Below are 24562 nucleotides of genomic sequence, written 5' to 3' on the forward strand. Positions count from 1 at the left end.
CATTAGCAAAAGTATTTCCAAAATAGAAGGCCCACCGAAGGTGGGCCGTACATTAGATGGTGACATTGAAAAATTTTGACAACCAGCCCTGATCCTGAACATCCTGCCGGTCGCCCGTGCCGGAGTACTGGATACGCGCATTGGCAACGCGGGTAGAAAGCACCGTGTTTTCCTGCGAGATATCATCCGGGCGGATAGTACCACTCAAGCGAATGTATTCTTCGCCAGTATTGAGCAGCAACCACTTCTCGCCACGCACCACCAAGTTGCCGTTTGGCAAAACATCGACAACCTCGACCGTCACCGAGCCTTTGATGCTGTTGCTCTGGTCAGCAGAACTGCTTCCCTCGACCTTGTTGGCGTTCGATACCCCGTAGGAGATATCATGGCTGCCAATATTCAGCTTCTGGCCACCCAGCATCAGCGGATCCATCGACAAATCCGTGGATTTATCGAGATCGGAACTAGCGCTCTTTTTCGCTTGGGTCTGCTCTTCCAGCATAATGGTGACAATATCACCCAGCCCACGCGGCTTGGTGTCGTCATACAGATCTTGCGCATGACTCATGCTAAACAGCGACCCGGTTGAGGTGGCATAGTGAGCCGGCTTTTCCTGCGGGCGAATACTACTCCAAGCAGGATCGCCAGCTTCTGGATCTTCGCGTTTGCGCAGAAGATCCACCAGCCCCTTGCTCTTTTTCTCGTTGGTCCCCTCGACCGCATCAACCGTGGTAGTCGCCTGAGCCACATCCGATTCTTGCGTCTCAGGTGACTGAGCACAGCCACCAAGTCCCAAAACCACCATCAAAAAAAGGTATTTTTTCATCATGTGCAGCCGCCTCGTTATAGCTGCTGGTTCACGTAGCTCAACATCTGGTCTACCGTCGAGATAACCTTCGAGTTCATTTCGTATACGCGCTGGGCTTCAATCATATTAACCAGCTCTTCGGTCACGTTGACGTTGGAAGATTCCAGCATCGACTGACGAATTGAACCCAGGCCTTCCAAGCCCGGTACACCTTCTTGAGGATCACCGCTGGCACCGGTCGGTAGGTACAAGTTCTGGCCAATTGGCTCCAAGCCGCCTGGATTGATAAATGATACCGTGGCGATCTGGCCAAGTACCTGATTTTCCTGCTGACCACGGATACGGGCAGACACCTCACCATCAGTACCGACAGTCACGCCCACCGCATCTTCTGGGATCACGATTTCAGGCTGAAGCTGATAACCCGAGCCTGTTGTAACCATCTGGCCTTCAGAGTTGACCGTGAACTGGCCATTTCGGGTATAGCCCATGTTGCCGTCCGGCAGCAGGATCTGAAAGAAGCCATCGCCTTCAATCATCATATCCATAGCATTGCTGGTCGTCTGGCTGTTGCCTTGGGTAAAGACTTTCTGGGTCGCTACCACTTTCGAGCCGGCACCCAACATCAAGCCACTTGGCATCTCGCTGTCTTGGGTAGACTGGCCGCCTGGCTGGTTGATATTCTGATAAAACAGATCTTCGAACACCGCACGGCTCTTTTTGAAACCGACGGTCGAGGCGTTAGCCAAGTTGTTCGAAATCGTCGAAATATTGCTTTGCTGGGCGTCAAGGCCAGTCTTACTCACCCATAATGCTGGATGCATTGTTGTTTCCTTCTATCCGTTATTAGCCCAGTCGCAGCAGTGATGACGATGCCTCGTCCATCTCTTCGGCGGTTTTCATTAGCTTGACTTGCATTTCGAAATGACGCTGCAGATCGATCATACTGGTCATCTCACCTACTGCGTTCACGTTACTGCCCTCTAAGGCGCCGGTCAGCAAAGAGACCCCAGCATCGGCATCAAAGACCTCTCCGGGATTTTTCGATTTGAACAAGCCATTAACGTCCTTGAACAAATCACCATTGTTCGGACGTACCAACTTGATACGATCAATCGTTTCCATAGCATCAGGCGGCGCGCCCTGTGGCAATACCGAAACAGTACCATCTGTGCCAATTTCAATTTTGCTGATTGGGAGAGGGATAAAAATAGGCCCGCCACTCTCACCAACCATTAAGTTGTCAGTGCTGTTGAGCAGCATGCCCGTCTGGTCAATCTTCAATCCGCCAGCACGGGTATAGGCTTCCTCGCCAGAGGGATCCATCACCGCCATCCAGCCGTCACCTTGGACAGTCACGTCCAAATCTCGCCCGGTGGTCATTACCGAGCCTTGAGCAAAGTTCTGCCCAGGCCTTTCGGTCATCGCAAACACACGGCTCGGAAGCCCTTCACCGTAGGCCTGCATCGAACGCGCCTGCTCCAAATCAGCACGGAAGCCGGTTGTTCTAACGTTGGCAAGGTTGTTGGCATGCAGTTGCATCCCGTACATATCCTGCTTGGCACCGCTCATGGCCAAATACAGAGCACGATCCATTCTTGACTCTCCAATCAAAAGATATCGCTTTAATGCAAAAATTATGCCACTAAATTCGCCAGCATTTCGTCACCAGCGCACGATAAACTCATGGGTTAGCAGGCTACTACATACCGCGCAGAGGACGAAAAGATCGCAAGACGGCAAGCGAGCAAAGCGGAAGGTGGAGCATTGGGGGAAAGTAATGAGGGGAAAACAATTGCCGCCTTGAAACAAGACGGCAATATAATATGCGCACTAACTGAATTAGCGGATTTGCAGAATGTTCTGCTGAAGCTGGTTGTTCACGTCCAGAGCACGCGAGTTGGCCTGGAAGTTACGCTGGGCAGAGATCAGATCCACCAGCTCCTGAGTCATATCGATGTTGGACTGCTCCAGTGTGCCGTTCTTGATTGCACCGAACGAACCCTGTGATGCATCACCCCAAATCGGTGCACCCGATTCCTGGCTCACCTTCCACATAGTACCGCCCTGCTGGCTCAAGCCCTGATCGTTAGGTACGCGAACCAATGCCACACGACCAACGACCACATCCTTACCGTTAGAGTAAGAGGCCAAAATGTTGCCATCAGGATCGATATCCACATTCGACAGGTAACCGGTCGTCGCACCGTCAGCATCCTGGAAGCGGCGAACTTCGAACGGCGAAGAGTACTGGGTAGTATTGCTGTAGTTCATCGACAGCTTCTGGGTGTCATCGGCACCGCCAACGTTAACGCCTGCAGTCTTGAAATCCACCGTCGGGAATTTGTCAGGCGATGTCATCTGGCCAGCTGAGTCAAACGTCATCTTATGGCCAACCAAGCTACCGTTGGTCACGTAGTGCTTGTCAGATGCAGGCAAATCAATATCCAGACCAGTCTCTACGCCGTTTTTATCCGTCACGGTGTAGTAGACCTGCCATGAGTTTGGCGTAGTCGGGCTTTCTGACACATAGTAGGTCGATAGCTTGTATGGCTGACCTAGCGAATCGTACATGGTCGATGAGGTCGACTTGTTGTACGAATCAGGGTTAGCGAAATCAAACGGTGAATTGATCGGCTTGCTCTCGCTGTTTGGCAGGTTAAGGCCAATCTCAATATTGCCAGATTGCTTCGGTGAGCCGAAGGTATCTTCAATCTTCAGTGTTTTCGGCTCATAAGAGGATACCGAACCGGTTTCTCTGTTTACGTCATAACCAAGAATGAACTGGTTCTCAGAGTTGACGATTTCGTTGTTGCTATTAAGGTGGAAGGCACCGTTACGCGTCAGAGCATTATTCGATGGCTCGTTCTTGTTCGGCGCAACAGCAAAGTAACCCGCACCCGTCACTCGAAGATCAAGCGGGTTGTTGGTGTAGATGCTCGAGCCTTCGTGAAACTGCTGGGCAACGATTGACGTCTGAACGCCACCACCGGTTGTAGTCTTACTGTTGGAGAAAATTGAGTTCGAATACACGTCGGAAAATTCGGCTCGAGACTCCTTGAAGCCATAAGTATTGGCGTTGGCGATGTTATTACTGGTTGTGTTCAAATCTTTTTGAGCCGCACCCAAGCCACTCAACGCAATATTCATACTCATTGTCGTTATACCTCGTTATTATTTTGCCTTGCCAATCTGCACAACTTCAGCCAAGTTAAATGGCTTATCGAAGCCAGCAAGGTTAAGCATGACGCCGCCCTCACCCTTGCCAAGCAACACACTGTTCACGCTTGCATTGGTAAAGACGTCAAATTCTTTGTTCTGACCGCTGACCATACCGGATACCTTGATGGTGTACTGACCAGCAGGCAAAGGTTTGCCGTTTTCGTCCAGCCCGTCCCATGCGATGTCATGCTCGCCAGCACCCTTCGCACCAAGATCGATGGTACGGATCAGTTCACCGCGCGGTGTTTCGATCCGCATGACCGCCTGATCAAGCGAATTAGTCAAGCGAACCTGACCGCTGATCCCGCCTTCCTCAGTCTTATAACTGGTTGATTTCGGGATCAACACATCCTGTCCCACCAGCGACGATGCCTGTAGTGCTTGGTTGGATGTCATGGCAGTATTAAGCAGACCAAACTGTTCATTCATTTGGGTGATCCCGTCCACCGTGGCGAACGAGGCCATCTGGGCAATCATCTCGTCGTTGCCCACTGGCTTGAACGGGTCCTGCTGAGCCAACTGCTTGGTTAGCAGCGACAGGAAATCTTCCTGCTTTAGCTCGTTCTGACCCGTAACCTTTTGCTCGTCCAGGACTTTCTTTTCCTGCATTTCCTTAAGCTGGTCCATATAGGTCAGGCTGCCGCCTTGGCCGATGCTACCGTTAATTGCACTCATCAGGTTCTCTCCTTATGCCTTATTTGCCCATCTGCAAGGTTTGCATCAGCATCTGCTTGCCGGCATCTGCCACTTGCACGTTAGTTTGGTAAGAGCGCGAGGCCGAGATCATATTGGCCATCTCTTCCATAACATTGACATTAGACTTGTAGATAAAGCCCTCTTCATTGGCAAGAGGGTGATCCGGGTTATATTCAGCGTTGAGCGGCTTCTGGCTCTCGACAATCCCCTTCACTTGTACCGGCACACTGTCTTCGCGCTGGTAACTAGCACTTTGCAGGGCCGCCGCAAAGATTGGGTGGCGGGCCTTGTAGGTTTCTTCAGCCGAGCTACTCACGCTGTTGGCGTTGGCCAGGTTACTCGATGTGGTGTTGAGTCGTACGGACTCCGCACTCATAGCCGAGCCGGAGACATTGAAAATATTGAACAAACTCATTGATTACTCTCCTTTCAATGCCTTTGAGAGGTTCTTGAATTTTGAACCGAGGAAATCCAGTGATGCCTGATATTCGATTGCGTTCTGCATGAACAAGTTCTGCTCAAGCTGCGCGTCCACGGTGTTGCCGTCGCCTGTATCTGGCTGGGTTGGCACCCGGTACTTCTGCTCACCCATTACGTGCGACGAAGAGGCAGCAATATGCCGACCATTGGTTCGGCTAAGGCCAACTGTTGCCCCCGAGGTTGCCGCATTGAGCGCTCGCTTGAAGTCAATATCTTTGGCTTTATAGCCTGGGGTATTGGCATTGGCAAGGTTGCTGGCCAAGGTTTCGGCGCGCTTGCCCCTAACGCCAACCGTGTACTGGTGTACACCCAGTGCTTTATCAAAAGAAATCGACATACTGCCTCCATCATTCACTGGCCAATAATAAGCAAATGATGTGCCAACTTATTGTTAGCGCTCCAACTTTGCCCTTATCCAGACGATCCCGGCACGCTGGGAACGAAAATGGACGTAAAAAAAGCCCCTGAGCCTATTTCAGCTCAGGGGCTTTTCTACTTCAGAATTTTCAGCTGCCGCCAATCACTTCAGTTTGTAGATAATTCCAGGGTTACAGCGAATCATCTCAAACTTATCACTCAGCCCGGTCAGTGACTCCGATGCACCAAGCAGTAGGTAACCGCCAGGATTAAGGCTTGCCGCCATCTGGTTCAATACCTTGGCTTTCATTTCTGGCGAAAAGTAGATCAGTACGTTTCGGCAGAAGATGATATCGAACTTACCCAACAGCGCATAGCTGTCTTTGAGGTTCTGCGGGCGGAAGTTCACCATCCGCTTCACCTTGTCATTGACCTTCATCCGGCCATCGCCGTTGTCTTCAAAGAACATCCGGCGGCGCTCAGGCGACAAACCACGGCTCAGAGCCAGGTTATCGTATGCCCCGACACGGCAGGTATCCAGCATAGTCTGGGAGATATCGGTCGCGGTGATCTGCACCCCGCCCGTCAGCATTCCCGGACGACGGCCTTGAGTTTCCAGCACGGTCATCGCAATCGAATAAGGTTCCTGACCCGATGAACTTGCAGCCGACCACACCTTGAGCGGGCGTTTGTTGGCGGCCAGTTCCGGCAGAATTTTATCGGCCAGTACCGTAAACGGGTAGGTATCGCGAAACCACAGGGTTTCGTTGGTTGTCATCGCATCCACCGCGGCCACACGCAAATCACGATTGCGACCGGAAATCACCAGCTGAAGCAGTTCAGACAGTGACGGTAGCGAAAAACGGCTAAGCAAAGGGCTCAAACGGCTACGTACCAGATACTGCTTACTGTCGCCGAGTACAATGCCGCACTGGCCTTCAAGAAACCGGCAGAACTCACGGTATTCCTGATCATTTATCGTTACAGCTGTCATTTACTACTCAATTTCTTTGTTTTTAATTTGGCATTGCCGCTTTTACAGCAGCGCCCAGTTCATCTGGGTTGAATTTCGGAATAAACGCATTGGCGCCTACCCGCTCAACCATCGCCTGGTTAAACACACCGCTCAATGAGGTGTGCAAGATAACATGCAGGTCTTTCAGGTTTGGATCGTTACGAATTTCCGCTGTCAGGGTGTATCCATCCATTTCAGGCATTTCGATATCCGAAATCACCAGCGCAAGCTGCTTGTGGATATCATCTTCCTTCGCCATGCTACGCAGGGTATTGATGGCTTCTTTGCCGTCTTTCACCAATACGCACTCACAGCCGATCGCCTCAATGGCACGCTGAACCTGCTTGCGAGCAACACTGGAGTCATCGGCAACCAATACTCGGCTTACCGGCGGCAAGTCATCCACCAAGGTTTCCAGTACCGTGTTGGTAATATCAGTGTTCACCGGCGAAATTTCATCGAGGATTTTTTCAACATCGAGGATTTCAACCAACTCGTTGTCAATCTCGGTGACGGCTGTCAGGTAGTTGGCCTTACCCGCGCCTTTCGGCGGCGGCAGGATTGACTCCCAGTTCATGTTAATGATGCGCTCAACCGAAGAAACCAAGAATCCCTGAATCGAACGGTTGAACTCAGAGATAATCACGAAGCAGTTATCCAAATCATCAATCGGACGACCACCGGTCGCCAGACTCATATCAATAACAGAAATCGTCTGGCCACGAATATGGGCGATCCCTTTTACCAACGGGTGAAGGTTGGGCATGGTTGTCAGCTTTGGACACTGCAACACTTCTTTAACTTTAAATACGTTAATCCCGTAACGCTGACGGCGCTGCAAACGGAATGTTAGCAATTCCAAGCGGTTTTGGCCGACAAGTTGCGTTCGCTGGTTGACTGAATCCAGGATCCCCGACATAAGGATGACTCCGTGTTATTCGTTTTTATTTTTGATACGCATTCACTGATTGGCTTATGATAACAGCGCTGATCATAATCAGCCTCTACCACCATCCCATACTTCCCACACCGCAAGACTGCAATACATGGGCATAGAAAAGAGCATTAACCGTGAACCCGAGAACATTTTTTCGTTTGATAATTGTATTTATCGGCCTAATGGCCACATTCTTTAGTACATTTCTTCTCGCAGAAACGCAAGATAACATCAATGACGTACGCAAGGCTGCTGAATTATTTGTCTCTCAACAGATTGAAAAACCAGCGCGCGGAGAACTCCATATTGAAGCTGCCGCCCTCGACAGCCGCATCCGCCTAACCACTTGCCCAACACCGCTGGAAACCAACATCCCGGGCAAACAATCCCTATCAGGCAATGTGACCGTGTTGGTGAGCTGTCCTGCCGACGGATGGCAAGTTTACGTCCCAGTCAGTACTAAACTGCTCCTACCACGAGTTGTCGCCAGCCGCCCCCTCGCCCGAGGCATGACACTAGCGAACAGTGACCTGACTGTACAAATGGTTGAGGTACGCCTGCAGCGCGGGGTCACCTTCGATAATCCGACGCAAATTATTGGTTCAAAAGTCAAACGAGCTGTCCAGCTCGGTGACGCTGTTATGGGCAGCGACATCTGCCTTGTCTGCCGCAACGATGCCGTCAATATCAAAGCCGGCAATGGTGGCCTGAGTATCATCACCAAGGGCTCTGCACTCTCCGATGGCTCGCTGGGCGAGCAAATCCGGGTGCAAAACAGCAAATCACGGCGAATCGTCGATGCTATCGTCACTGATGTGGGCGAAGTCACCGTCAATTACTGACACACTCTGCCAGCAAAAGTGCAATAATTGCGATAATACAGCTAAAGTAATCTCACAGACTGCCGAATAATGTGTATTCTCTGATTATTGTCTCATTGTCCAAGGACTAAGATTATGGCAAGTATCGACCTACTTCGTTCGGGTCAGCCGCTGGCAACCCAGCGCAACAGCACGACAACCAGTGCCGGAGCTTCGTCGTCAGCTCAAACTAAAGCGGCACACGGCAGCGATGCCAATACCAGTGACTCGATCTCACTTAGCTCACAAGCAAGGTCTGTCGGTCAAATTCACCAGCACCTTGCTGCCGAACCGAGTTTCGACGACGTCAAGGTTAACCAGATCAAAGAAGCCATTGCCAATGGCTCTTACACTATTGATGCCGATAAACTAGCAGCCAACATGCTCAAGTTCGAAAACGAACTCAAAGATATTTAATGCTGCCGAGAACAACCGACTATGACTTCCAGCCTTCAATCGCTGCTTGAACAACAGCAAGACAACCTCGCCTCGCTACTGACTCTGCTAAATGACGAGCAGCGGGCGATTGTCAATCGCCAGTCAGAAGACATCACGAGCTTGGCACGGCAAAAAATTGCCCTGCTCGATAAAATCAAGCTGGTTGACCACCAAGTGGCTAACCATGTCGATACGGCGGAAATCACAAGCAATGAAGCACTGCGCGCGCAAGTCAAATCCATCAGGGAAAACCTTGCCGAATGCCATATCATCAATAATCTCAACGGCGATGCGCTGCTAAGGGCACAACGCAGCTTCCATATGCTCAATAATCTTATTCAGCAAAGCCGTGGCAAAAATCAGATGACCTACAACAGTGAAGGTATCGCTCAGAATGTGCGATCTTTCGGCACAAACCTGAAAGCCTAATCCCTAAAGCTCAAACAACTGAAGCCATAGAAACCCAACAAGCAGGCCACTTCCTCCTCACCTTGTCTTTCATGCCGCTACGATGTTGCACATCATACAGAAAGAGAAAGACATGGGGCAGAAAGTAGCACCGCTAGCAAAATGGAGATCACTGTTAGAACAGTAGATCCTGCGATGCCGGGACATGGTATACCTCACCATACCCTTTCATCATTTCCATCTTGTTGAGATCCAACTTCATTTCGGTCACATAGTTGTCACCGACCGGATAGCTGCGCACCACTTCGGCACCACGAATAATACCATCCGCCGAACCATCGGTTGTTTCAATGCCCAATGCCTGATCTTCCATCCCTGCACGGGCACTGACACGCATCCCATAGACCTGCTCGGTCAACTCGCGGTAGGCATCCAGTTTCGATGCCCGCATCGCCCGGGTACGTTTTTCCTCGTCCGTACGGCCACGCTGCTCGCTAATTGAAGCGTAACCTACTGCATTAAGTACTTTACCTTCACCGTTATGTCGCATGTCTACCAATGGCTGACACCCGGCCAGCAACAGCATCATGGTGGCAACCAGCCAACTACGCATTACTTGTTCCTCATTATGTTCAAACGTACTGACGCCCATCGGACGCCAGCACTTTTTATTTCAGGGCTGCTATTGTATTTGATACAACAAGCAAGCCAAGCCCTAACTAGGGCTTTATCACTACAGTATTGCGGTCGTAAGACAGAGTATCGTCGCGAATAATCACGCCATTGTCGAACCGTACCTTGTTCATCGTGTCAATGTCACGACCGATTTGATCTGCCGGCAGAAAACCTTGCGCAGTGGCAATCACTACCTTCGAACGCATCCCGATGATCCGGGCATTGACCAGTACCCCGGCCCCCTGACGCAACATCGTACCTGTCAGTACATAATCGATAGATTGTTCGCCAGCTAACTCGCGCCAGTTTCGGGTAATGGAAAAATCGCCTTCTGAGGTCACCTTGATGGCCCCCGTTGCTTTGTAGTCCACCACGGTATAACCACGTTGCTGCATCTGGTACATAAAACCTTCGGTTACCGTATTGCCCAGCCAGTTTGTCTCGTCCATATTCTGCAGATCAACAAAAGATGTCACGGCAAGCGGGGTTTTGGCTGTTAGATACTGGTTAGAGGCCACCAGTTGCTCTGTCATTCCCTCAATAAAGTAATCGATCGTATGCCGAGGGGTCTCCTCTAATAGGAACTTACTGCCATGATAAGGTGCCTTACCATTATAAATGGGAGAGTAAGCACAAGATACCGATGCCATTGCCAGTACCAAGACGATCCATTTTTTCATTCAAACCCGCTCCAGATGAAATAAATTATGTTACTTCTTACCTCTTATCGTCCATTGCACTTATTTTCTTAAACGGAGATATAGAAAAACCTGCAGTGTCTGCCTATTTGGGAACATTATTTGCATACACTTTGCTGAGTAACAAAACCATCATGACCGATAAAATAACTGGACCACATCATCAATGATCCCCAGTTACCAAACCGCCACTAGGCATTAATACAAGCAAAATTCGTACCCAAGTTAAAAATGACCGAGAATATGCGAAATTTCCGCCCCACAACGGCATGGCGTTCCCTGCTTGCCACTCTATTAATCTCGCTTGGCTCAAGTCAGGCCCACGCCGCTTGGTATGAAGTCACCGGCAGTGCGGTAATTATGGAAAGCAACACCGAGGCACGCCGTAATGCCCTCGAAGATGCGGTACTACAAGCGATGGACTCAGCCGGAGCCGATATTGGTAATTTCAACAATATCAAACCCTACCTGACCAATGACCGCGACCAATACCAGTTCAGCGGCAGCGAGATCCGCCATATCTCGGTTGTCAAATCACAAAAGAAAAGCGGCAAATATTACCTAACCGCGCGCATTGATATTTACCCATCGGCAAAATCTTGCCACCAGGTACAATACAAAAAAGGCCTGCTGCTAAGCGAATTTCGTCTAGAGTCCCCCCAACACGCCTCTCTGGGTGGGGTCTACCAAATCGGCCAGTCTTTCACCAATATCCTACAAAAGCAGATCGCCAAACGATCACAGAGCTTTGTCGTTTCGGATATCAATCGCTACCCAGTCGATCTCAGCCAGCCCAATGCCGTCACCATGCTAGCTTCAGATCAGGATGCCCAGTACATCATTACAGGATCGATTTCTGATCTCACCTCAACGCTCGATCAGAAACTGCTGCGGGATGACCAGATCAACCGCCAATTTGCGGCCAACATGCAGATCATTGACGGTAAGACTGGTGAGATATTGCTGCAAAATAACTACCGAGAGATCGCCGAATGGCCATTTAGCCGAGTCAGCCAGGTTGATACCAACAGCGCTCGCTTTTGGCAGTCAAAATATGGTCAGGCTGTCCTTAGGGTAAGCCGAAATATGATGCTCGATATGGAATCGGCATTGTCTTGCCGTGCCAGCCTGCCCGAGGTCATCGGTACCTTTGGCAACACGGTCCAAATCAATGTCGGCCGAATCCACGGGGTAGAACCCGGTGACGAACTGACTCTTTGGCACTCAGCGGGATTCATCGACCAGAACGGTATCGCCAGAAACCGGATGGTACAGACCCACATAACCCTGACTGTTGACAGGGTTTATGAAAAATCCTCCGAGCTACTTGTCAACCAGCCAGAATTGGCTGCCAGCATCCAGCCAGGTGATTTAGTAACCAAACAGCAAGGAAAGTGAAGCTAATAGCTTAATTTCTTGGAATGTTTTTGTATAATAGAGGAACACAGCCCAACAGGCCTATACCATTGGTATGATAACAGCCTGTCAGGTGCTATGCTCCCTTAGCTCAGCAGGATAGAGCGTCCCCCTCCTAAGGGGAAGGCCACAGGTTCGACTCCTGTAGGGAGCGCCATATTCTAAAGCCCAGCATCTGCTGGGCTTTTTTGCATCAGTAACACCACACATCCGCCATTTCACCTACGACTCCGTGGTTTTTATCGCCTTGCAATGACAAGTACTGCCCTCAGGCCACATACAGGCTAAATGGAATGGTTCCGACTGGTCAAAACCCAGACGCAAAAAAGCCGTCCCATTTCTGGAACGGCTTTCCCGTAAAATTTGGTGGAGCTAAGCGGGATCGAACCGCCGACCTCTTGCATGCCATGCAAGCGCTCTCCCAGCTGAGCTATAGCCCCAAACCTTGATGCCGATAATAAAAACTTAGTTAAATCATGTCAATACATGCTATCAATGATTACTCTAGCCGATGAGCAATTTGTGAAAAACGTCACAGAGAAGGCTTATGCCCCATTCTATTGGCTAGTTGGCTACCACGTCTATTTCCGCTACCCCCCTACAAAAAAAGGGAGCCACCGGCTCCCTCTTGCTGTTATCTCATTATCTGCTTAGACAGATAATTAGCTGTTTGCTTCACGCTCAGCGATGTAAGCCAGCGCCATCTTGACACGAGCAACAACACGCTCCTTACCAACAAGAGCCATCACCGCATCAACAGATGGAGATTGACCTTGGCCTGTTACCGCAACACGCAGTGGCATACCCACCTTGCCCATACCAAGCTCAAGTTCTTCACACACCTGTGCAATCACAGCGTGTAGATTTTCTGTAGTCCACTCAGTCAGAGCATCTACTTTGGCAAGAGCAAGCTCTAGTGCTTCTTTCGCTACTGGACGCAGGTGTTTCTTCGCGGCACCAGCTTCGAACTCGCTGAAATCCTGGAAGAAGTAACGAGACTGCTCAGCAAGCTCGATCAACGTATTACAACGCTCACCAACTAGCTTGATCACGTCAGTAACCGCTGGACCGTTGTCAGTAGAAATTTCTTTCTGGTCAAGGTGCCACTGAAGGTATTTCGCCACATACTCAGGATCTGCAGTCTTGATGTAGTGGTTGTTCAACCATAGTAGCTTGTCTGTATTGAAAGCAGACGCCGACTTACTCACAGACTCCAAGCTGAACAGATCAATCATCTCTTGCAGTGAGAAGATTTCCTGATCGCCATGTGACCAGCCCAAGCGCACTAGGTAGTTAAGCAGTGCCTGCGGCAAGTAGCCTTCGTCACGGTATTGCATTACGCTTACCGCACCGTGGCGCTTAGACAACTTCGCACCGTCGTCACCCAGGATCATTGCACAGTGCGCAAACTCTGGCACTGGCGCACCAAGCGCTTCGTAGATGTTGATCTGACGCGGGGTGTTGTTGATATGGTCTTCACCACGTACCACTTGGGTGATACCCATATCCCAATCGTCGATCACTACACAGAAGTTGTATGTTGGGCTACCGTCTGTACGACGGATGATCAGATCGTCAAGCTCACTGTTTGCGATTTCAATGCGACCACGGATCTTGTCATCGAAAACAACAGTGCCTTCTTTCGGGTTGCGGAAACGAATACAGAATGGAGATTCTTCTGTCGCCGCCGCGTTAGCCGCAATCACTTTAGGGTGATTAGCGTCATAACGAGGCTTCAGACCAGCGGCCATTTGCTCTTCACGGATCTCGTCAAGCAATTCCTTAGGGCAGTAGCACTTGTAAGCTTTATCTTCAGCAAGTAGCTGATCAACCACTTCATTGTAACGATCAAAACGCTTGGTCTGGTAGTAAGGACCTTCATCCCAATTCAGTTCCAGCCATTCCATGCCTTCCATAATGGCATCGATCGCTTCCTGTGTAGAGCGCTCAAGGTCTGTATCTTCGATACGAAGTACAAATTCGCCACCCATGTGTTTAGCAAACAACCAAGAATATAGCGCTGTACGCGCACCACCTACGTGCAGAAAGCCGGTTGGGCTAGGTGCAAAACGAGTTTTAACCGTCATTGAACATTACCTAATTTACGATTTAGCATGCAGTCGAACGCTGCCGCGAAAATGATGGTCGCTATTTTAACACTGTCTGATAATTCTACAATCACTGCTCATAGTTATCCGCAGGGAGAGAGCAACCAGAAGAAGGTGTAAGAGAGGCAGGAGGAGCGAAAAGCCGGAGAATCCATTCTCCAGATTAAATTATTACCTTAAATTGAACGTCCGCCTTTGAGTAAGCATACATGCCAAGGCACAAAAATATATTCGCCAGATGGCAGCTTACATGCATTTTGACCAAATTCTGTATTACGACCGCCTCCTGATGCCAAAACAGAGGAAGAAAACAGCGCAGCAAACAACACTCCAAAAACAATCTTACAAACAAACTTCATAACTATTTACCTATATATGAGATTATTATCACAATTTAAATATAGATAAGATGTAAGCCTCTGCCACTAAACCACTATAATTTTATATAAAAAAAAAAGCGATGGCTCTAACCATCGCTTTTTCAAATTTCTAATTGCTAATTATAGGAAAGAGAACGGTGCGATTACGACAAAACGCAGATCTTGCTCGTTTCGCTCTTCTTTACCTTCAAACGCATCACGCTGAAGATGTGTTGCATGCAACTTAAATGTTGTTCCCTTTAGAGCACCATTTTGAATGCTGTAGATAATATCACCGTTAACAGCCCACTCACTCTCATAAGAGAAGCCAGCATTCTTCGACTCTTCCGCACCACCACCGTAGCCTGCACCTAAGTTAAACGTCCAGCCGGTACCAGTATTGTGAGAAATTCGGTTGTACCATGCAATTTCACCCGGCATATTCCAATCAGACAATGCATCCCACCATAGAGACCAGTTACCATTATTCGAACCATAACGAGCCATTGTACGAGGCGCAAACTCACCCATCGCAGAATCTTCATCTAACTGAGTGTATTGAATCTGAGAGGTAAATGCCCAATTATCATTGATTGCATAATCCAAGACTAAACCATGATGAGCAGCAAAACCATCATACATATCATCATCATCTACACCATACATATCGTAGGCGATAGATAGAGCATCATTGATTGCATAACGACCATAAATTTTGAACGACAAGTTATCTTGTTCGCCCTGACCATAGTCAACATCTAACGCTTGGCCGATACCAAAGTTATATGAAAATGCACCTGCATTACCGGTCAAACCAATTGAATGTAAATAATTAAAGTCTTGCTTATACCAAGGCTCTACAGCATCATCCCAATCTAACAACCATGGAGCAGTATGTTGATCTGCTCCCATATACGCCAATGTCATACCATTGCCGAATTCTGTTGAGATCTTGAAACCACGATAAGTACCCGGAGCAAAACTCCAAACGTTACCAATCGTACCTACACCACCTTGAATAAAACCAGCAGACGCCGATGTACTTTCACCAAACTTGAATTTAGCAGCAATTGTCGTTGGTTTAAAACCAAAACTACCATCTGTCCAATCACCTGTTTGACAAAGTGAAATTTCGTTACACAGGCGATTCCCTTTACCATCAGCAATACTGTCGTTATAAATATCACCAGAGAAATAACCACCCAGATCAAGGCCAATGAAATCGTTATGGTAGCCAGAATTGAAATTCAATAATACATTATAAGTGGAATAGTTCAGGCGAGTTCGAATATCATCATCTGCTGCCGCACCATTACCACGACCACGATAACGAGTATCAACAACAACCGCACCTGTAAATGTTGCATCATTCACAAAACTATCTACTGCTTCAACATAGCCTTCACCACCGGCACTCGCTTCATTTGCAAGCACAGGCATTGCAGCCAGTGAACCTAGCATTGCTGCGGTTAGCGCAGAAACTTTAAAAAGCTTTGAACTTTTTTCCATGGAAAAACTCCTAATAATACTAGCTGTTTGTGCTTGAGCCTGAATGGTTGGCCGCCGAAGGCTTCAAGTCACTCTCCCGATATGTCAGCTGATTAGAAATCAACTAATCCATATTCTTTGGACTTCGATTGAACTATTTATTCTAATCTCGGTCTCCTTTCCTCACTAAGACTACTTTCGCCCCAAAAAACATCAATCAGAACTTAATTTATTGTTTAAAAAATATGACTCAGTGCAAAGTTTTATAGCCATCAGTGATCACGATCATGCTTTGTTATCAACAAACCTAAAAGCAACGATAAAAACAATAATAAACAATAAGTTAAGAAACAAACATCCGTCAAATATGCGACACATCTTCCATTACTAAAAGGATCTCAAAATTTGATTTCAAGATTCTTTGATATCAAAAAAAGCCAAATTCCGCCCCTTGTTTTACACCTGTAAAATAACATTTGATAATGTTTGATAAAAAAAACCTCTCATCACGATAAAAATAATGAGAGGTTACTGTCGATACTTAATATGCTATTTCTGTAACATTTAGCGAGACAATATATCTACCAATGCCTGTTCATCCCAAATTTCTATCCCAAGCTCTTGCGCTTTGGCTAATTTTGAACCGGCGGCTTCACCGGCAACTAGCAAGTCTGTTTTCTTCGAAACGCTACCCGTAACCTTGGCACCGAGTTTTTGCAGGGCTTCTTTGGCATCAGATCGGGATAACTGCGACAGGGTTCCTGTCAATACCACCGTCTTACCTTCGAGCAAACGCTCACCTTCAGCCTCTGACTTTTCGATTGCAGGCCAATGGATTCCGACTTCGATCAAATCATCAATCACCGCAATGTTATGCTCTTCACGGAAGAAATGGTAAACGTGGGCGGCAACAATATCACCGACATCAGGCACCTTGATAAGCTGCTCTTTGTCTGCAGCCAAGATCGCGTCTAATGTTTCGAAATGATTGGCAAGGTTCGCCGCCGTAGCCTCTCCCACCTCACGGATCCCCAGTGAGTATAGGAAACGCGGCAACGTGGTCAGCTTGGATGCAGCAAAGGCATCAACCAGCTTCTGGGCTGACTTCGGCCCCATTCGCTCAAGTACTGTTACCACCCCAGCAGAGAGTTTGAACAAATCGGCAGGGGTGGTAACCATTTCGCGGTCAACCAACTGCTCGATCACTTTCTCACCGCAGCCATCAACATCCAGCGCCTTGCGCGACACAAAGTGCTTGAGGGCTTCCTTACGCTGTGCCTGACAGAACAAACCACCAGAGCAGCGGGCAACCGCTTCGCCTTCGATCCGCTCTACCTTGGAGTCGCACACTGGGCACGTAGCAGGAAAAACGATCGGCTTGGCATCATCAGGGCGGCGTGACAGCACCACTGACGCCACCTGAGGGATCACGTCACCGGCGCGGCGGATCACCACGGTATCACCAACCATCACCCCAAGACGTTCAATTTCATCGGCATTGTGCAAGGTTGCATTGCTCACCGTCACACCGCCCACGAACACAGGCTCCAACTTGGCGACCGGCGTAATGGCACCAGTACGACCAACCTGGAACTCGACATTGTTAAGCAGCGTCATCTCTTCCTGAGCCGGAAACTTGTAGGCAATCGCCCAGCGCGGCGCACGGGAAACGAAACCGAGCTGGAGCTGAGTGGCGATATCGTCGGTTTTGATCACCACCCCGTCGATTTCATAAGGCAACGTAGCACGCTTGTCACCAATAGACTGGTAGTAAGCGATAACCTCTTTCATGCTGTCAAGCTGGCGCACCTCCGGACACATCGGCAAGCCCCATTCTTTCAGCTGTACCAAGCGCTCATACTGGCTTCCAGCAAGCTCTTTGCCTTCCACTACGCCAACAGCGTAAGCATAAAAACTCAGTGGGCGGGTTGCAGTAATACGCGGATCAAGCTGGCGCAGGCTACCTGCGGCCGCATTGCGCGGGTTGGCAAAGGTCTTCTCACCTTTCTTGCGGGCTTTTTCATTAAGGGCATCAAAACCCTGCTTGGGCATAAAAACCTCACCGCGAACTTCAAGCCTTGCCGGCCAGTCATCGCCTCGCAATTTAAGCGGGATTGAACGGATGGTACGCACATTCTCGGTAATATTTTCACCCGTCATACCATCACCGCGCGTCGCGGCCTGAACCAATACGCCGTTTTCGTACATTAGGCTAACGGCCAAACCATCCAGCTTAGGCTCACAGCAGTATGCCAGCGAGGCCAAAGCCGGCAGGCGGTCACGCATCCGCTTCTCGAATGCCTCAAGCTCTTCGTCGTTAAATGCATTGTCGAGCGACAGCATCGGTATTTCGTGGGTGATCTGGGTAAAGCCATCCAACGGCTTGCCACCAACCCGCTGGCTTGGTGAGTCCAACGTCACCAGCGTTGGGTGATCAGCTTCCAAAGACAGAAGCTGTTGCATCAAGCGATCATATTCAGCATCCGGGATCTCCGGATTATCCTCAACATAATAGCGATGTCCGTGATAGGTAAGTAGGTCGCGCAGCTCAGTTAGCTGCTGCTGAATATCATGACTCATGTTGTGTTCCTAAGCTATGCCATGCGCGTGAGCATCATCTCCCGATGGCAACAAAAACAAAGCCCCTTATACAAGGGTATAAAGGGCTGGGATATCTTATTAGATCAGGCTGGTTTAGTGCTTGGTGTAGCGCTGCGCCTTCTCTCGGTACTCGGTAATACGATGCGGGGTGATCAGGTTGCGCTCATGATCAAGCACGTCAGCCCCCAATGTATCAGCAATGCGCTGCACGGTTTGCAGCATCAAGTTGAAGTTCTGGTCCGCTCGGCCAGCTTCACATGGCAGCATCAAGTAGAAAGCAACACCCGGAGTTTCGAAATGTTCACCACCGCCTTCAGGGAAGTGGCCTGGATGTACCATATTGGTAACCGAGAATATTACCGGGCCATTGCCAAGGGCATCGGCATGGCGATGGTAAACCGAGTTTTCGCCGAAGATCAGGTGGTTCTGCTCCAGCGCCATAAACAGCTTATTGCCTCTTAGCAACTCGCCATGACGGGCGTGAATATTCAGAACGAGGAAGCTAGGTGGCAGCTCTGGCTCTGGCTCTGGCTCTGGCTCTGGCTCTGGCTCTGCAGAAGGCAAAATCAATTCCGGCTGAGGTTCAGCAAAGCTATCAACACGGATAGCCTCTTGCAATGGTTCTTCTTTCGCCTCGACCTTTTCTGTCACGTCATCAGAAAAGCTGATATTTTCAATCGTCAACGTCGGTTCGATATGCACCGATTTCATCGCCGATACCGGCTGCTCTTTTGCAGCTACAGGCTCAACAATCTTTTTATCCGCAACAGGCTCTGCAGGCATAGCCTTCGTCGGTACGGGCTGTTCTACCGCAGGCTGCACAACGGGTTCTGCTACAGGCTGCTGGGAAGCCACGACAGGCTGAGGCTCGGCCTTTTGCACAACTGCCGGCTCAGGGGCAGCCGGAGGAACACTCACCGTTGGCTCAACAACAGTCCTTTCGGTTACCACTGCCTCGGCGGCAGCCATGGTCTGAACGGCGGCTGGCGCAGGCTGCTTAGGCGGAGTATCGAGCAACGGATCGGCATCTAATAGAGGATCGGAATCCAATTTCGCACCGAAGTGGAAAGCCGGCTCCTTGCGCTCTGTACGCGAGTGCTCTGTCGGATTGTCTTCGCTATTTACCACGCGAACAGAACCAACACCATCTTGATCGAACCCTTGGGTATCGCGCGTGCCCTCGTCGAGTTTGCCTAACGGCTTCTCACCGAATTTAGCGGGTTTCTCTTTTCGGCTGCTCCACAGGCCATGCAGCAACAGTGAAGCTATTGCTAGCACACCAACAATAATTAAAACCAGACGCAATTCCTGCATATGACTACTCTGAATATCCTTGTGCCCACCGAGGGACAACCAACACCACAAGTTCTCCACCCGAAGGGCAAAGACGTACATATACTTCTTCGCTTAACCAAACCAAAGCAAGCAAAAAAGTCCATTTATCATATTTTACGACCACTCAAGGACGTGGTCGCAACCAAGTTACTTGGTAAACACTACTCTAATGTATCAAAACTCAAATCGGAATGAGAAGGTGAATATGCCTAAAGGTGGAGGATAGTGCACTTGAGCACAAATTAGGTCATTGTTTGGTCAGGATATCACCACAAAAAAGCAGCAATTTGCGTCACGTCTCATATCAAGGCTAATATCGTGCTCAATATATCCCCAATTTCTTCTATGGCTGAGACCATAGCTCTTGATGACAAGGAGCCTCTATGCAACCCTCTCGTCACCAGCATTCCCCCATCAGCGGTGCTGGCTACTTCTTCCGCGGACTATCGCTTGCCATGCAACCGGGCACCCGCCGTTTCGTCTTATTCCCTCTTTTGATTAATATGGTCTTGTTCGGCACGGCCTTCGGCTTGGTATTGACCCAGCTAGGTGACTGGATTGATGGCTGGATGGCCCAGCTACCTACTTGGCTCGATTGGCTTTCGTACCTGCTATGGCCACTATTGGCGATTGCGGTGCTGGTAACCTTTTCGTACCTCTTCAGTACCATTGCCAACTGGATTGCGGCCCCGTTCAACGGCCTTCTGGCCGAGCACCTCGAAGCCAAGCTAACCGGCCAACCCGCACCTGATGCGGGTCTAAAGGCTATCATGAAGGATCTACCCCGGATCCTCCATCGCGAGTGGGTCAAACTGAAATACTACCTACCCAAAGCCATTGGCCTGTTTATCTTGCTGTGGATTCCGGCCATCGGCCAAACAGTCGGCCCGGTACTATGGTTCCTGTTCAGCGCATGGATGATGAGCATTCAATACGCCGACTACCCGTTTGACAACCACAAGGTCCCGTTCGTCACCATGCGCGATGCCCTCAAGGCCCACCGGGGCAAATCCTTGAGCTTCGGCAGCTTGGTGATGTTCTGCACCATGACTCCAATCATCAACCTGTTCGTGATGCCTGTGGCAGTATGCGGGGCCACGGCCATGTGGGTCGATCACTACCGTGACCATTACCGCCACTATTAATAGCAAATCGCGGCAATATGTAACGAAGTACACCAAGGGCGTTGCCGTATCGGTAACGCCTTTCTCTTCCTCTCCTATATAACAATAAGATATAACCACAAATTCCTTTTCAATTGGCTTTCTGGCGTTATGCTTAGTGTTGTCTAATATGTTGGTGTTACGAAGGAACGACTACAATGAGTAAGATTTACGAAGATAATTCCCTAACAATCGGTAACACACCGCTGGTTCGCCTAAATCGCGTCAGCAAGGGTAATGTGCTTGCCAAAATCGAAGCCCGCAACCCAAGCTTCAGTGTAAAGTGTCGTATCGGCGCCAACATGATTTGGGATGCCGAGAAGAAAGGCATTTTGAAAGAAGGTGTTGAATTGGTTGAGCCAACCAGTGGTAACACCGGCATTGCCCTAGCCTTCGTTGCCGCCGCCCGTGGCTACAAGCTAACACTCACCATGCCTGAAAGCATGAGTCTGGAGCGCCGCAAACTTCTCAAGGCGCTAGGGGCAAACCTCGTTCTGACTGAAGCGCCAAAAGGCATGAAAGGGGCAATCGAAAAAGCAGAAGAGATTGTTGCTTCGGATCCAAGCAAGTACCTGCTACTTCAGCAGTTCAACAACCCTGCCAACCCAGAAATCCACGAAAAGACAACAGGCCCTGAAATCTGGGATGCAACCGACGGCGAGATCGACGTCTTTGTATCGGGCGTGGGTACAGGTGGTACACTAACAGGTGTTAGCCGCTATATTAAGCGTCAGAAAGGCAAAGCCATTACCACCGTGGCCGTTGAGCCCAGCGAATCCCCGGTTATCACCCAAGCGCTGAACGGCGATGAAATCAAGCCGGCACCGCATAAAATTCAGGGTATTGGCGCAGGGTTTATTCCTGGAAACCTTGAGTTAGAACTGATTGACGAAGTACAGCAAGTGAGTTCTGACGATGCTATCGATATGGCTCGCCGCCTAATGGAAGAAGAAGGTATTCTGGCGGGTATTTCATCAGGTGCGGCGGTAATTGCGGCAAATCGCATCGCTGAACGGCCTGAATATGCAGGGAAAAATATTGTAGTGATCTTGCCAAGCTCCGGTGAACGATACCTGTCAACGGCACTATTTGCCGGTATCTTTACCGACAAAGAAACCCAACAGTGATCACACTTTTCAATGATAACTTCAAGTTTGTTACTTAAAAGCCCCCCCACTGGGGGCTTTTTTGTTGCATTTAATCCTTAGCTCTAATATAAAACCGAGGTGCTTTATTTCCAGCCTCAAAATAAAAGGTCACAAAACGGCCACTCTGAGGGAGATAAAGAGAGAAAAATCACAAAAAATTGACTTGGATTAATCTCAAGCACCGGACTGTTGGGGTAGTTTATACTCCAGATTAGCAAGCCAAGCCTAAAAGGGTTAAGCTTTCTTTCAGTTACGTTACAATTAAATAAATATTAAATATCGGGGTGAAAAATGTATCAGAAGCAAGTTGAGATCACTGCAGAAAACGGCCTACACACTCGTCCAGCGGCTCAGTTCGTTAAAGAAGCAAAAGCTTTCGAAGCGGACATCACAGTGACTTCAAACGGCAAAAGCGCAAGCGCTAAGAGCCTATTCAAGCTTCAGACTCTAGGTCTAGTAAAAGGCACTGTAGTAACTATCTCTGCAGAAGGTCCTCAGGCTCAAGAAGCTGTTGACCACCTAGTTGCCCTAATGGACGAACTGCACTAATTCGCAGTCCGTTTATTACTTCCCCTAGTTTTAAGTCAATTTAAGGTAAGGCTATGATTTCAGGTATCCTGGCGTCTCCTGGTATTGCTTTTGGTAAAGCACTACTACTGCAAGAAGAAGAGATTGTTCTAAACAAAGCTTCTATCGCTGCAGACCAAATCGAGAACGAAATTCAGCGTTTCTTCGACGCTCGTAAAAAATCTTCAGAGCAACTTGAAGTAATCAAAGAAAAAGCGCGTGTCACCTTCGGTGAAGAGAAAGAAGCCATCTTTGAAGGCCACATCATGCTGCTAGAAGATGAAGAGCTAGAAGAAGAAATCATAGCCTTCATTAAAGACAACAAGGCATCTGCAGATGTCGCAATTCATGCGATCATCGAAGAGCAGGCATCTACCCTTGAGTCTCTTGACGACGAATACCTAAAAGAACGCGCAACCGACATCCGCGATATCGGTAACCGTTTCGTGAAAAACGCACTGGGTATCAACATCGTTAACCTAAGTGCTATCAACGAAGAAGTTATCTTGGTTGCCAACGACCTGACTCCTTCTGAAACAGCACAAATCAACCTTAACTACGTTCTGGGCTTCATCACAGATATCGGTGGCCGCACATCGCACACCTCTATCATGGCCCGTTCGCTAGAACTACCAGCTATCGTGGGTACTAACGACATCACATCTCGCGTGAAAAACGGCGACATGCTGATCCTTGATGCGATCAACAACCAGATCGTTATCAACCCAACTGACGAAGAGCTGACCAAATTCAAAGCGATCCGTGACGCGCACATTGCCGAGAAAGAAGAACTGGCCAAGCTTAAAGATTTGCCAGCAATCACTCTTGACGGCCAGCAAGTGGAAGTTTGCGGTAACATCGGTACAGTAAAAGACTGTGACGGTATTCAGCGCAACGGTGGTGAGGGTGTCGGCCTTTACCGTACCGAGTTCCTATTCATGGACCGTGACGCACTTCCTACCGAGGAAGAGCAGTATGCAGCTTACAAAGAAGTTGCTGAAGCCATGCATGGCGAGCCAGTGATTATCCGTACAATGGATATCGGTGGTGACAAAGATCTACCATACATGGATCTGCCAAAAGAAATGAACCCATTCCTAGGCTGGCGTGCAGTACGTATTAGCCTAGACCGTCGCGAAATTCTACGTGACCAGCTACGCGGTATTCTGCGTGCATCGGCTCACGGTAAGATCCGCATCATGTTCCCGATGATCATCTCTGTTGAAGAGATCCGCGAACTAAAAGCTGCGATCGAAGAATACAAAGCAGAACTACGTGCTGAAGGCCACGCTTTTGATGAAAACATCGAAATCGGTGTAATGGTCGAAACACCTGCTGCAGCGGCAATTGCTCACCACCTTGCGAAAGAAGTTGCCTTCTTTAGTATTGGTACTAACGACTTAACCCAGTATACTCTTGCGGTTGACCGTGGTAATGAGCTGATTTCTCACCTATACAACCCACTATCACCTGCGGTACTGACTGTGATCAAGCAAGTTATCGATGCTTCTCACAAGGAAGGCAAGTGGACAGGTATGTGTGGCGAACTAGCGGGTGACGAGCGTGCAACCCTACTCCTATTGGGTATGGGCCTGGACGAATTCAGCATGAGCGGAATTTCAATTCCACGCATTAAGAAGATTATCCGCAACGCTAACTTTGCTGATGTTAAAGCTATGGCCGAGCAAGCGCTTGCTATGCCTACTGCTGCTGAAATTGAAGCACATGTAGAAAAATTCATCGCAGAAAAGACCATCTGCTAATATAGCTGCAGATAAAAGAA

The 24562-nt window shown here is 49.1% G+C and carries 24 protein-coding genes and 2 tRNA genes; 9 read left to right on the top strand and 17 right to left on the bottom strand.

Translation table 11 applies throughout. The features are described from left to right. Positions 1–52: 52 nt before the first annotated feature. From flgH to ABT56_RS10190, 9 genes are all read right to left on the bottom strand, one after another. Positions 53–826 (bottom strand): flagellar basal body L-ring protein FlgH, encoded by a 774-nt coding sequence (flgH, locus tag ABT56_RS10150; protein ID WP_047878910.1) that lies wholly within the window; start codon positions 824–826, stop codon positions 53–55. Between the two features lie 17 nt (positions 827–843). Further along, a complete protein-coding gene (gene flgG, locus ABT56_RS10155) occupies positions 844–1632 on the bottom strand; it encodes a flagellar basal-body rod protein FlgG (protein WP_047878750.1) in 789 nt (262 codons plus the stop codon). A gap of 22 nt (positions 1633–1654) precedes the next feature. Further along, positions 1655–2404, bottom strand: coding sequence for a flagellar basal body rod protein FlgF (locus ABT56_RS10160; RefSeq protein WP_047878751.1), 750 nt, complete (start codon positions 2402–2404; stop codon positions 1655–1657). A gap of 246 nt (positions 2405–2650) precedes the next feature. Beyond that, positions 2651–3964 carry a flagellar hook protein FlgE gene (gene flgE / locus ABT56_RS10165; protein WP_047878752.1) on the bottom strand — a complete coding sequence of 438 codons (1314 nt, stop codon included), beginning with the start codon at positions 3962–3964 and terminating at the stop codon, positions 2651–2653. Between the two features lie 18 nt (positions 3965–3982). Continuing rightward, entirely contained in the window at positions 3983–4705 is a 723-nt protein-coding gene (locus ABT56_RS10170; RefSeq protein WP_047878753.1) for a flagellar hook assembly protein FlgD, read from the bottom strand. A gap of 19 nt (positions 4706–4724) precedes the next feature. Continuing rightward, positions 4725–5141 (bottom strand): flagellar basal body rod protein FlgC, encoded by a 417-nt coding sequence (gene flgC, locus ABT56_RS10175; RefSeq protein WP_047878754.1) that lies wholly within the window; start codon positions 5139–5141, stop codon positions 4725–4727. A gap of 3 nt (positions 5142–5144) precedes the next feature. Continuing rightward, the gene (gene flgB / locus ABT56_RS10180; RefSeq protein ID WP_047878755.1) at positions 5145–5543 is read right to left on the bottom strand and encodes a flagellar basal body rod protein FlgB; all 399 of its coding nucleotides are present in this window, start codon (positions 5541–5543) and stop codon (positions 5145–5147) included. Between the two features lie 183 nt (positions 5544–5726). Further along, positions 5727–6557 (bottom strand): CheR family methyltransferase, encoded by an 831-nt coding sequence (locus ABT56_RS10185; protein WP_047878756.1) that lies wholly within the window; start codon positions 6555–6557, stop codon positions 5727–5729. 22 nt (positions 6558–6579) lie between these two features. Next, positions 6580–7497 (bottom strand): chemotaxis protein CheV, encoded by a 918-nt coding sequence (locus ABT56_RS10190; protein WP_047878757.1) that lies wholly within the window; start codon positions 7495–7497, stop codon positions 6580–6582. A gap of 152 nt (positions 7498–7649) precedes the next feature. Here ABT56_RS10190 and flgA point away from each other — a divergent pair, with 152 nt between their 5' ends. The 3 genes from flgA to ABT56_RS10205 all read left to right on the top strand — a co-directional run bounded on the left by flgA (position 7650) and on the right by ABT56_RS10205 (position 9242). Then, the gene (flgA, locus tag ABT56_RS10195) at positions 7650–8357 is read left to right on the top strand and encodes a flagellar basal body P-ring formation chaperone FlgA (RefSeq protein ID WP_157037813.1); all 708 of its coding nucleotides are present in this window, start codon (positions 7650–7652) and stop codon (positions 8355–8357) included. Positions 8358–8471: 114 nt separating this feature from the next. Further along, positions 8472–8792 (top strand): flagellar biosynthesis anti-sigma factor FlgM, encoded by a 321-nt coding sequence (flgM, locus tag ABT56_RS10200; protein ID WP_047878758.1) that lies wholly within the window; start codon positions 8472–8474, stop codon positions 8790–8792. Positions 8793–8813: 21 nt separating this feature from the next. Continuing rightward, the gene (locus ABT56_RS10205) at positions 8814–9242 is read left to right on the top strand and encodes a flagella synthesis protein FlgN (protein ID WP_047878759.1); all 429 of its coding nucleotides are present in this window, start codon (positions 8814–8816) and stop codon (positions 9240–9242) included. A gap of 154 nt (positions 9243–9396) precedes the next feature. Here ABT56_RS10205 and ABT56_RS10210 read toward each other — a convergent pair whose 3' ends face one another. Together ABT56_RS10210 and ABT56_RS10215 are read right to left on the bottom strand one after the other, a co-directional pair. After that, the gene (locus tag ABT56_RS10210; RefSeq protein WP_047878760.1) at positions 9397–9834 is read right to left on the bottom strand and encodes an LPP20 family lipoprotein; all 438 of its coding nucleotides are present in this window, start codon (positions 9832–9834) and stop codon (positions 9397–9399) included. Between the two features lie 106 nt (positions 9835–9940). Continuing rightward, on the bottom strand, positions 9941–10576 hold the full coding sequence (locus tag ABT56_RS10215) for a FlgO family outer membrane protein (protein ID WP_047878761.1): 636 nt from the start codon (positions 10574–10576) through the stop codon (positions 9941–9943). A gap of 261 nt (positions 10577–10837) precedes the next feature. Here ABT56_RS10215 and ABT56_RS10220 point away from each other — a divergent pair, with 261 nt between their 5' ends. Then, positions 10838–11992 (top strand): flagella assembly protein FlgT, encoded by a 1155-nt coding sequence (locus ABT56_RS10220; RefSeq protein WP_047878912.1) that lies wholly within the window; start codon positions 10838–10840, stop codon positions 11990–11992. 98 nt (positions 11993–12090) lie between these two features. Next, positions 12091–12167 (top strand) — tRNA-Arg (locus tag ABT56_RS10225). 207 nt (positions 12168–12374) lie between these two features. On the opposite strand, the gene ABT56_RS10230 is transcribed toward ABT56_RS10225, so the two are convergent. From ABT56_RS10230 to zipA, 6 genes are all read right to left on the bottom strand, one after another. Next, positions 12375–12450: transfer RNA gene (locus ABT56_RS10230), tRNA-Ala, on the bottom strand. A 222-nt stretch (positions 12451–12672) separates the two neighbouring features. Then, on the bottom strand, positions 12673–14097 hold the full coding sequence (gltX, locus tag ABT56_RS10240) for a glutamate--tRNA ligase (protein WP_047878763.1): 1425 nt from the start codon (positions 14095–14097) through the stop codon (positions 12673–12675). Between the two features lie 197 nt (positions 14098–14294). Continuing rightward, the gene (locus ABT56_RS23895) at positions 14295–14477 is read right to left on the bottom strand and encodes a hypothetical protein (protein ID WP_157037814.1); all 183 of its coding nucleotides are present in this window, start codon (positions 14475–14477) and stop codon (positions 14295–14297) included. Positions 14478–14618: 141 nt separating this feature from the next. Continuing rightward, entirely contained in the window at positions 14619–15986 is a 1368-nt protein-coding gene (locus ABT56_RS10245; protein WP_047878764.1) for an OprD family porin, read from the bottom strand. 543 nt (positions 15987–16529) lie between these two features. After that, a complete protein-coding gene (gene ligA, locus ABT56_RS10250) occupies positions 16530–18545 on the bottom strand; it encodes an NAD-dependent DNA ligase LigA (RefSeq protein WP_047878765.1) in 2016 nt (671 codons plus the stop codon). 114 nt (positions 18546–18659) lie between these two features. Then, positions 18660–19880 (bottom strand): cell division protein ZipA, encoded by a 1221-nt coding sequence (gene zipA, locus ABT56_RS10255; protein ID WP_047878766.1) that lies wholly within the window; start codon positions 19878–19880, stop codon positions 18660–18662. Positions 19881–20284: 404 nt separating this feature from the next. Here zipA and cysZ point away from each other — a divergent pair, with 404 nt between their 5' ends. The 4 genes from cysZ (at position 20285) to ptsI (ending at position 24542) form a co-directional block, all read left to right on the top strand. Continuing rightward, a complete protein-coding gene (gene cysZ / locus ABT56_RS10265) occupies positions 20285–21046 on the top strand; it encodes a sulfate transporter CysZ (RefSeq protein ID WP_047878768.1) in 762 nt (253 codons plus the stop codon). 176 nt (positions 21047–21222) lie between these two features. After that, positions 21223–22191, top strand: coding sequence for a cysteine synthase A (cysK, locus tag ABT56_RS10270; protein ID WP_047878769.1), 969 nt, complete (start codon positions 21223–21225; stop codon positions 22189–22191). 312 nt (positions 22192–22503) lie between these two features. After that, the gene (gene ptsH, locus ABT56_RS10275; RefSeq protein ID WP_047878770.1) at positions 22504–22761 is read left to right on the top strand and encodes a phosphocarrier protein Hpr; all 258 of its coding nucleotides are present in this window, start codon (positions 22504–22506) and stop codon (positions 22759–22761) included. Positions 22762–22814: 53 nt separating this feature from the next. Next, a complete protein-coding gene (gene ptsI / locus ABT56_RS10280) occupies positions 22815–24542 on the top strand; it encodes a phosphoenolpyruvate-protein phosphotransferase PtsI (protein WP_047878771.1) in 1728 nt (575 codons plus the stop codon). The last annotated feature ends 20 nt before the right edge of the window (positions 24543–24562 follow it).

It is taken from the genome of Photobacterium aquae, from assembly GCF_001029445.1.
GTDB lineage: Bacteria > Pseudomonadota > Gammaproteobacteria > Enterobacterales > Vibrionaceae > Photobacterium > Photobacterium aquae.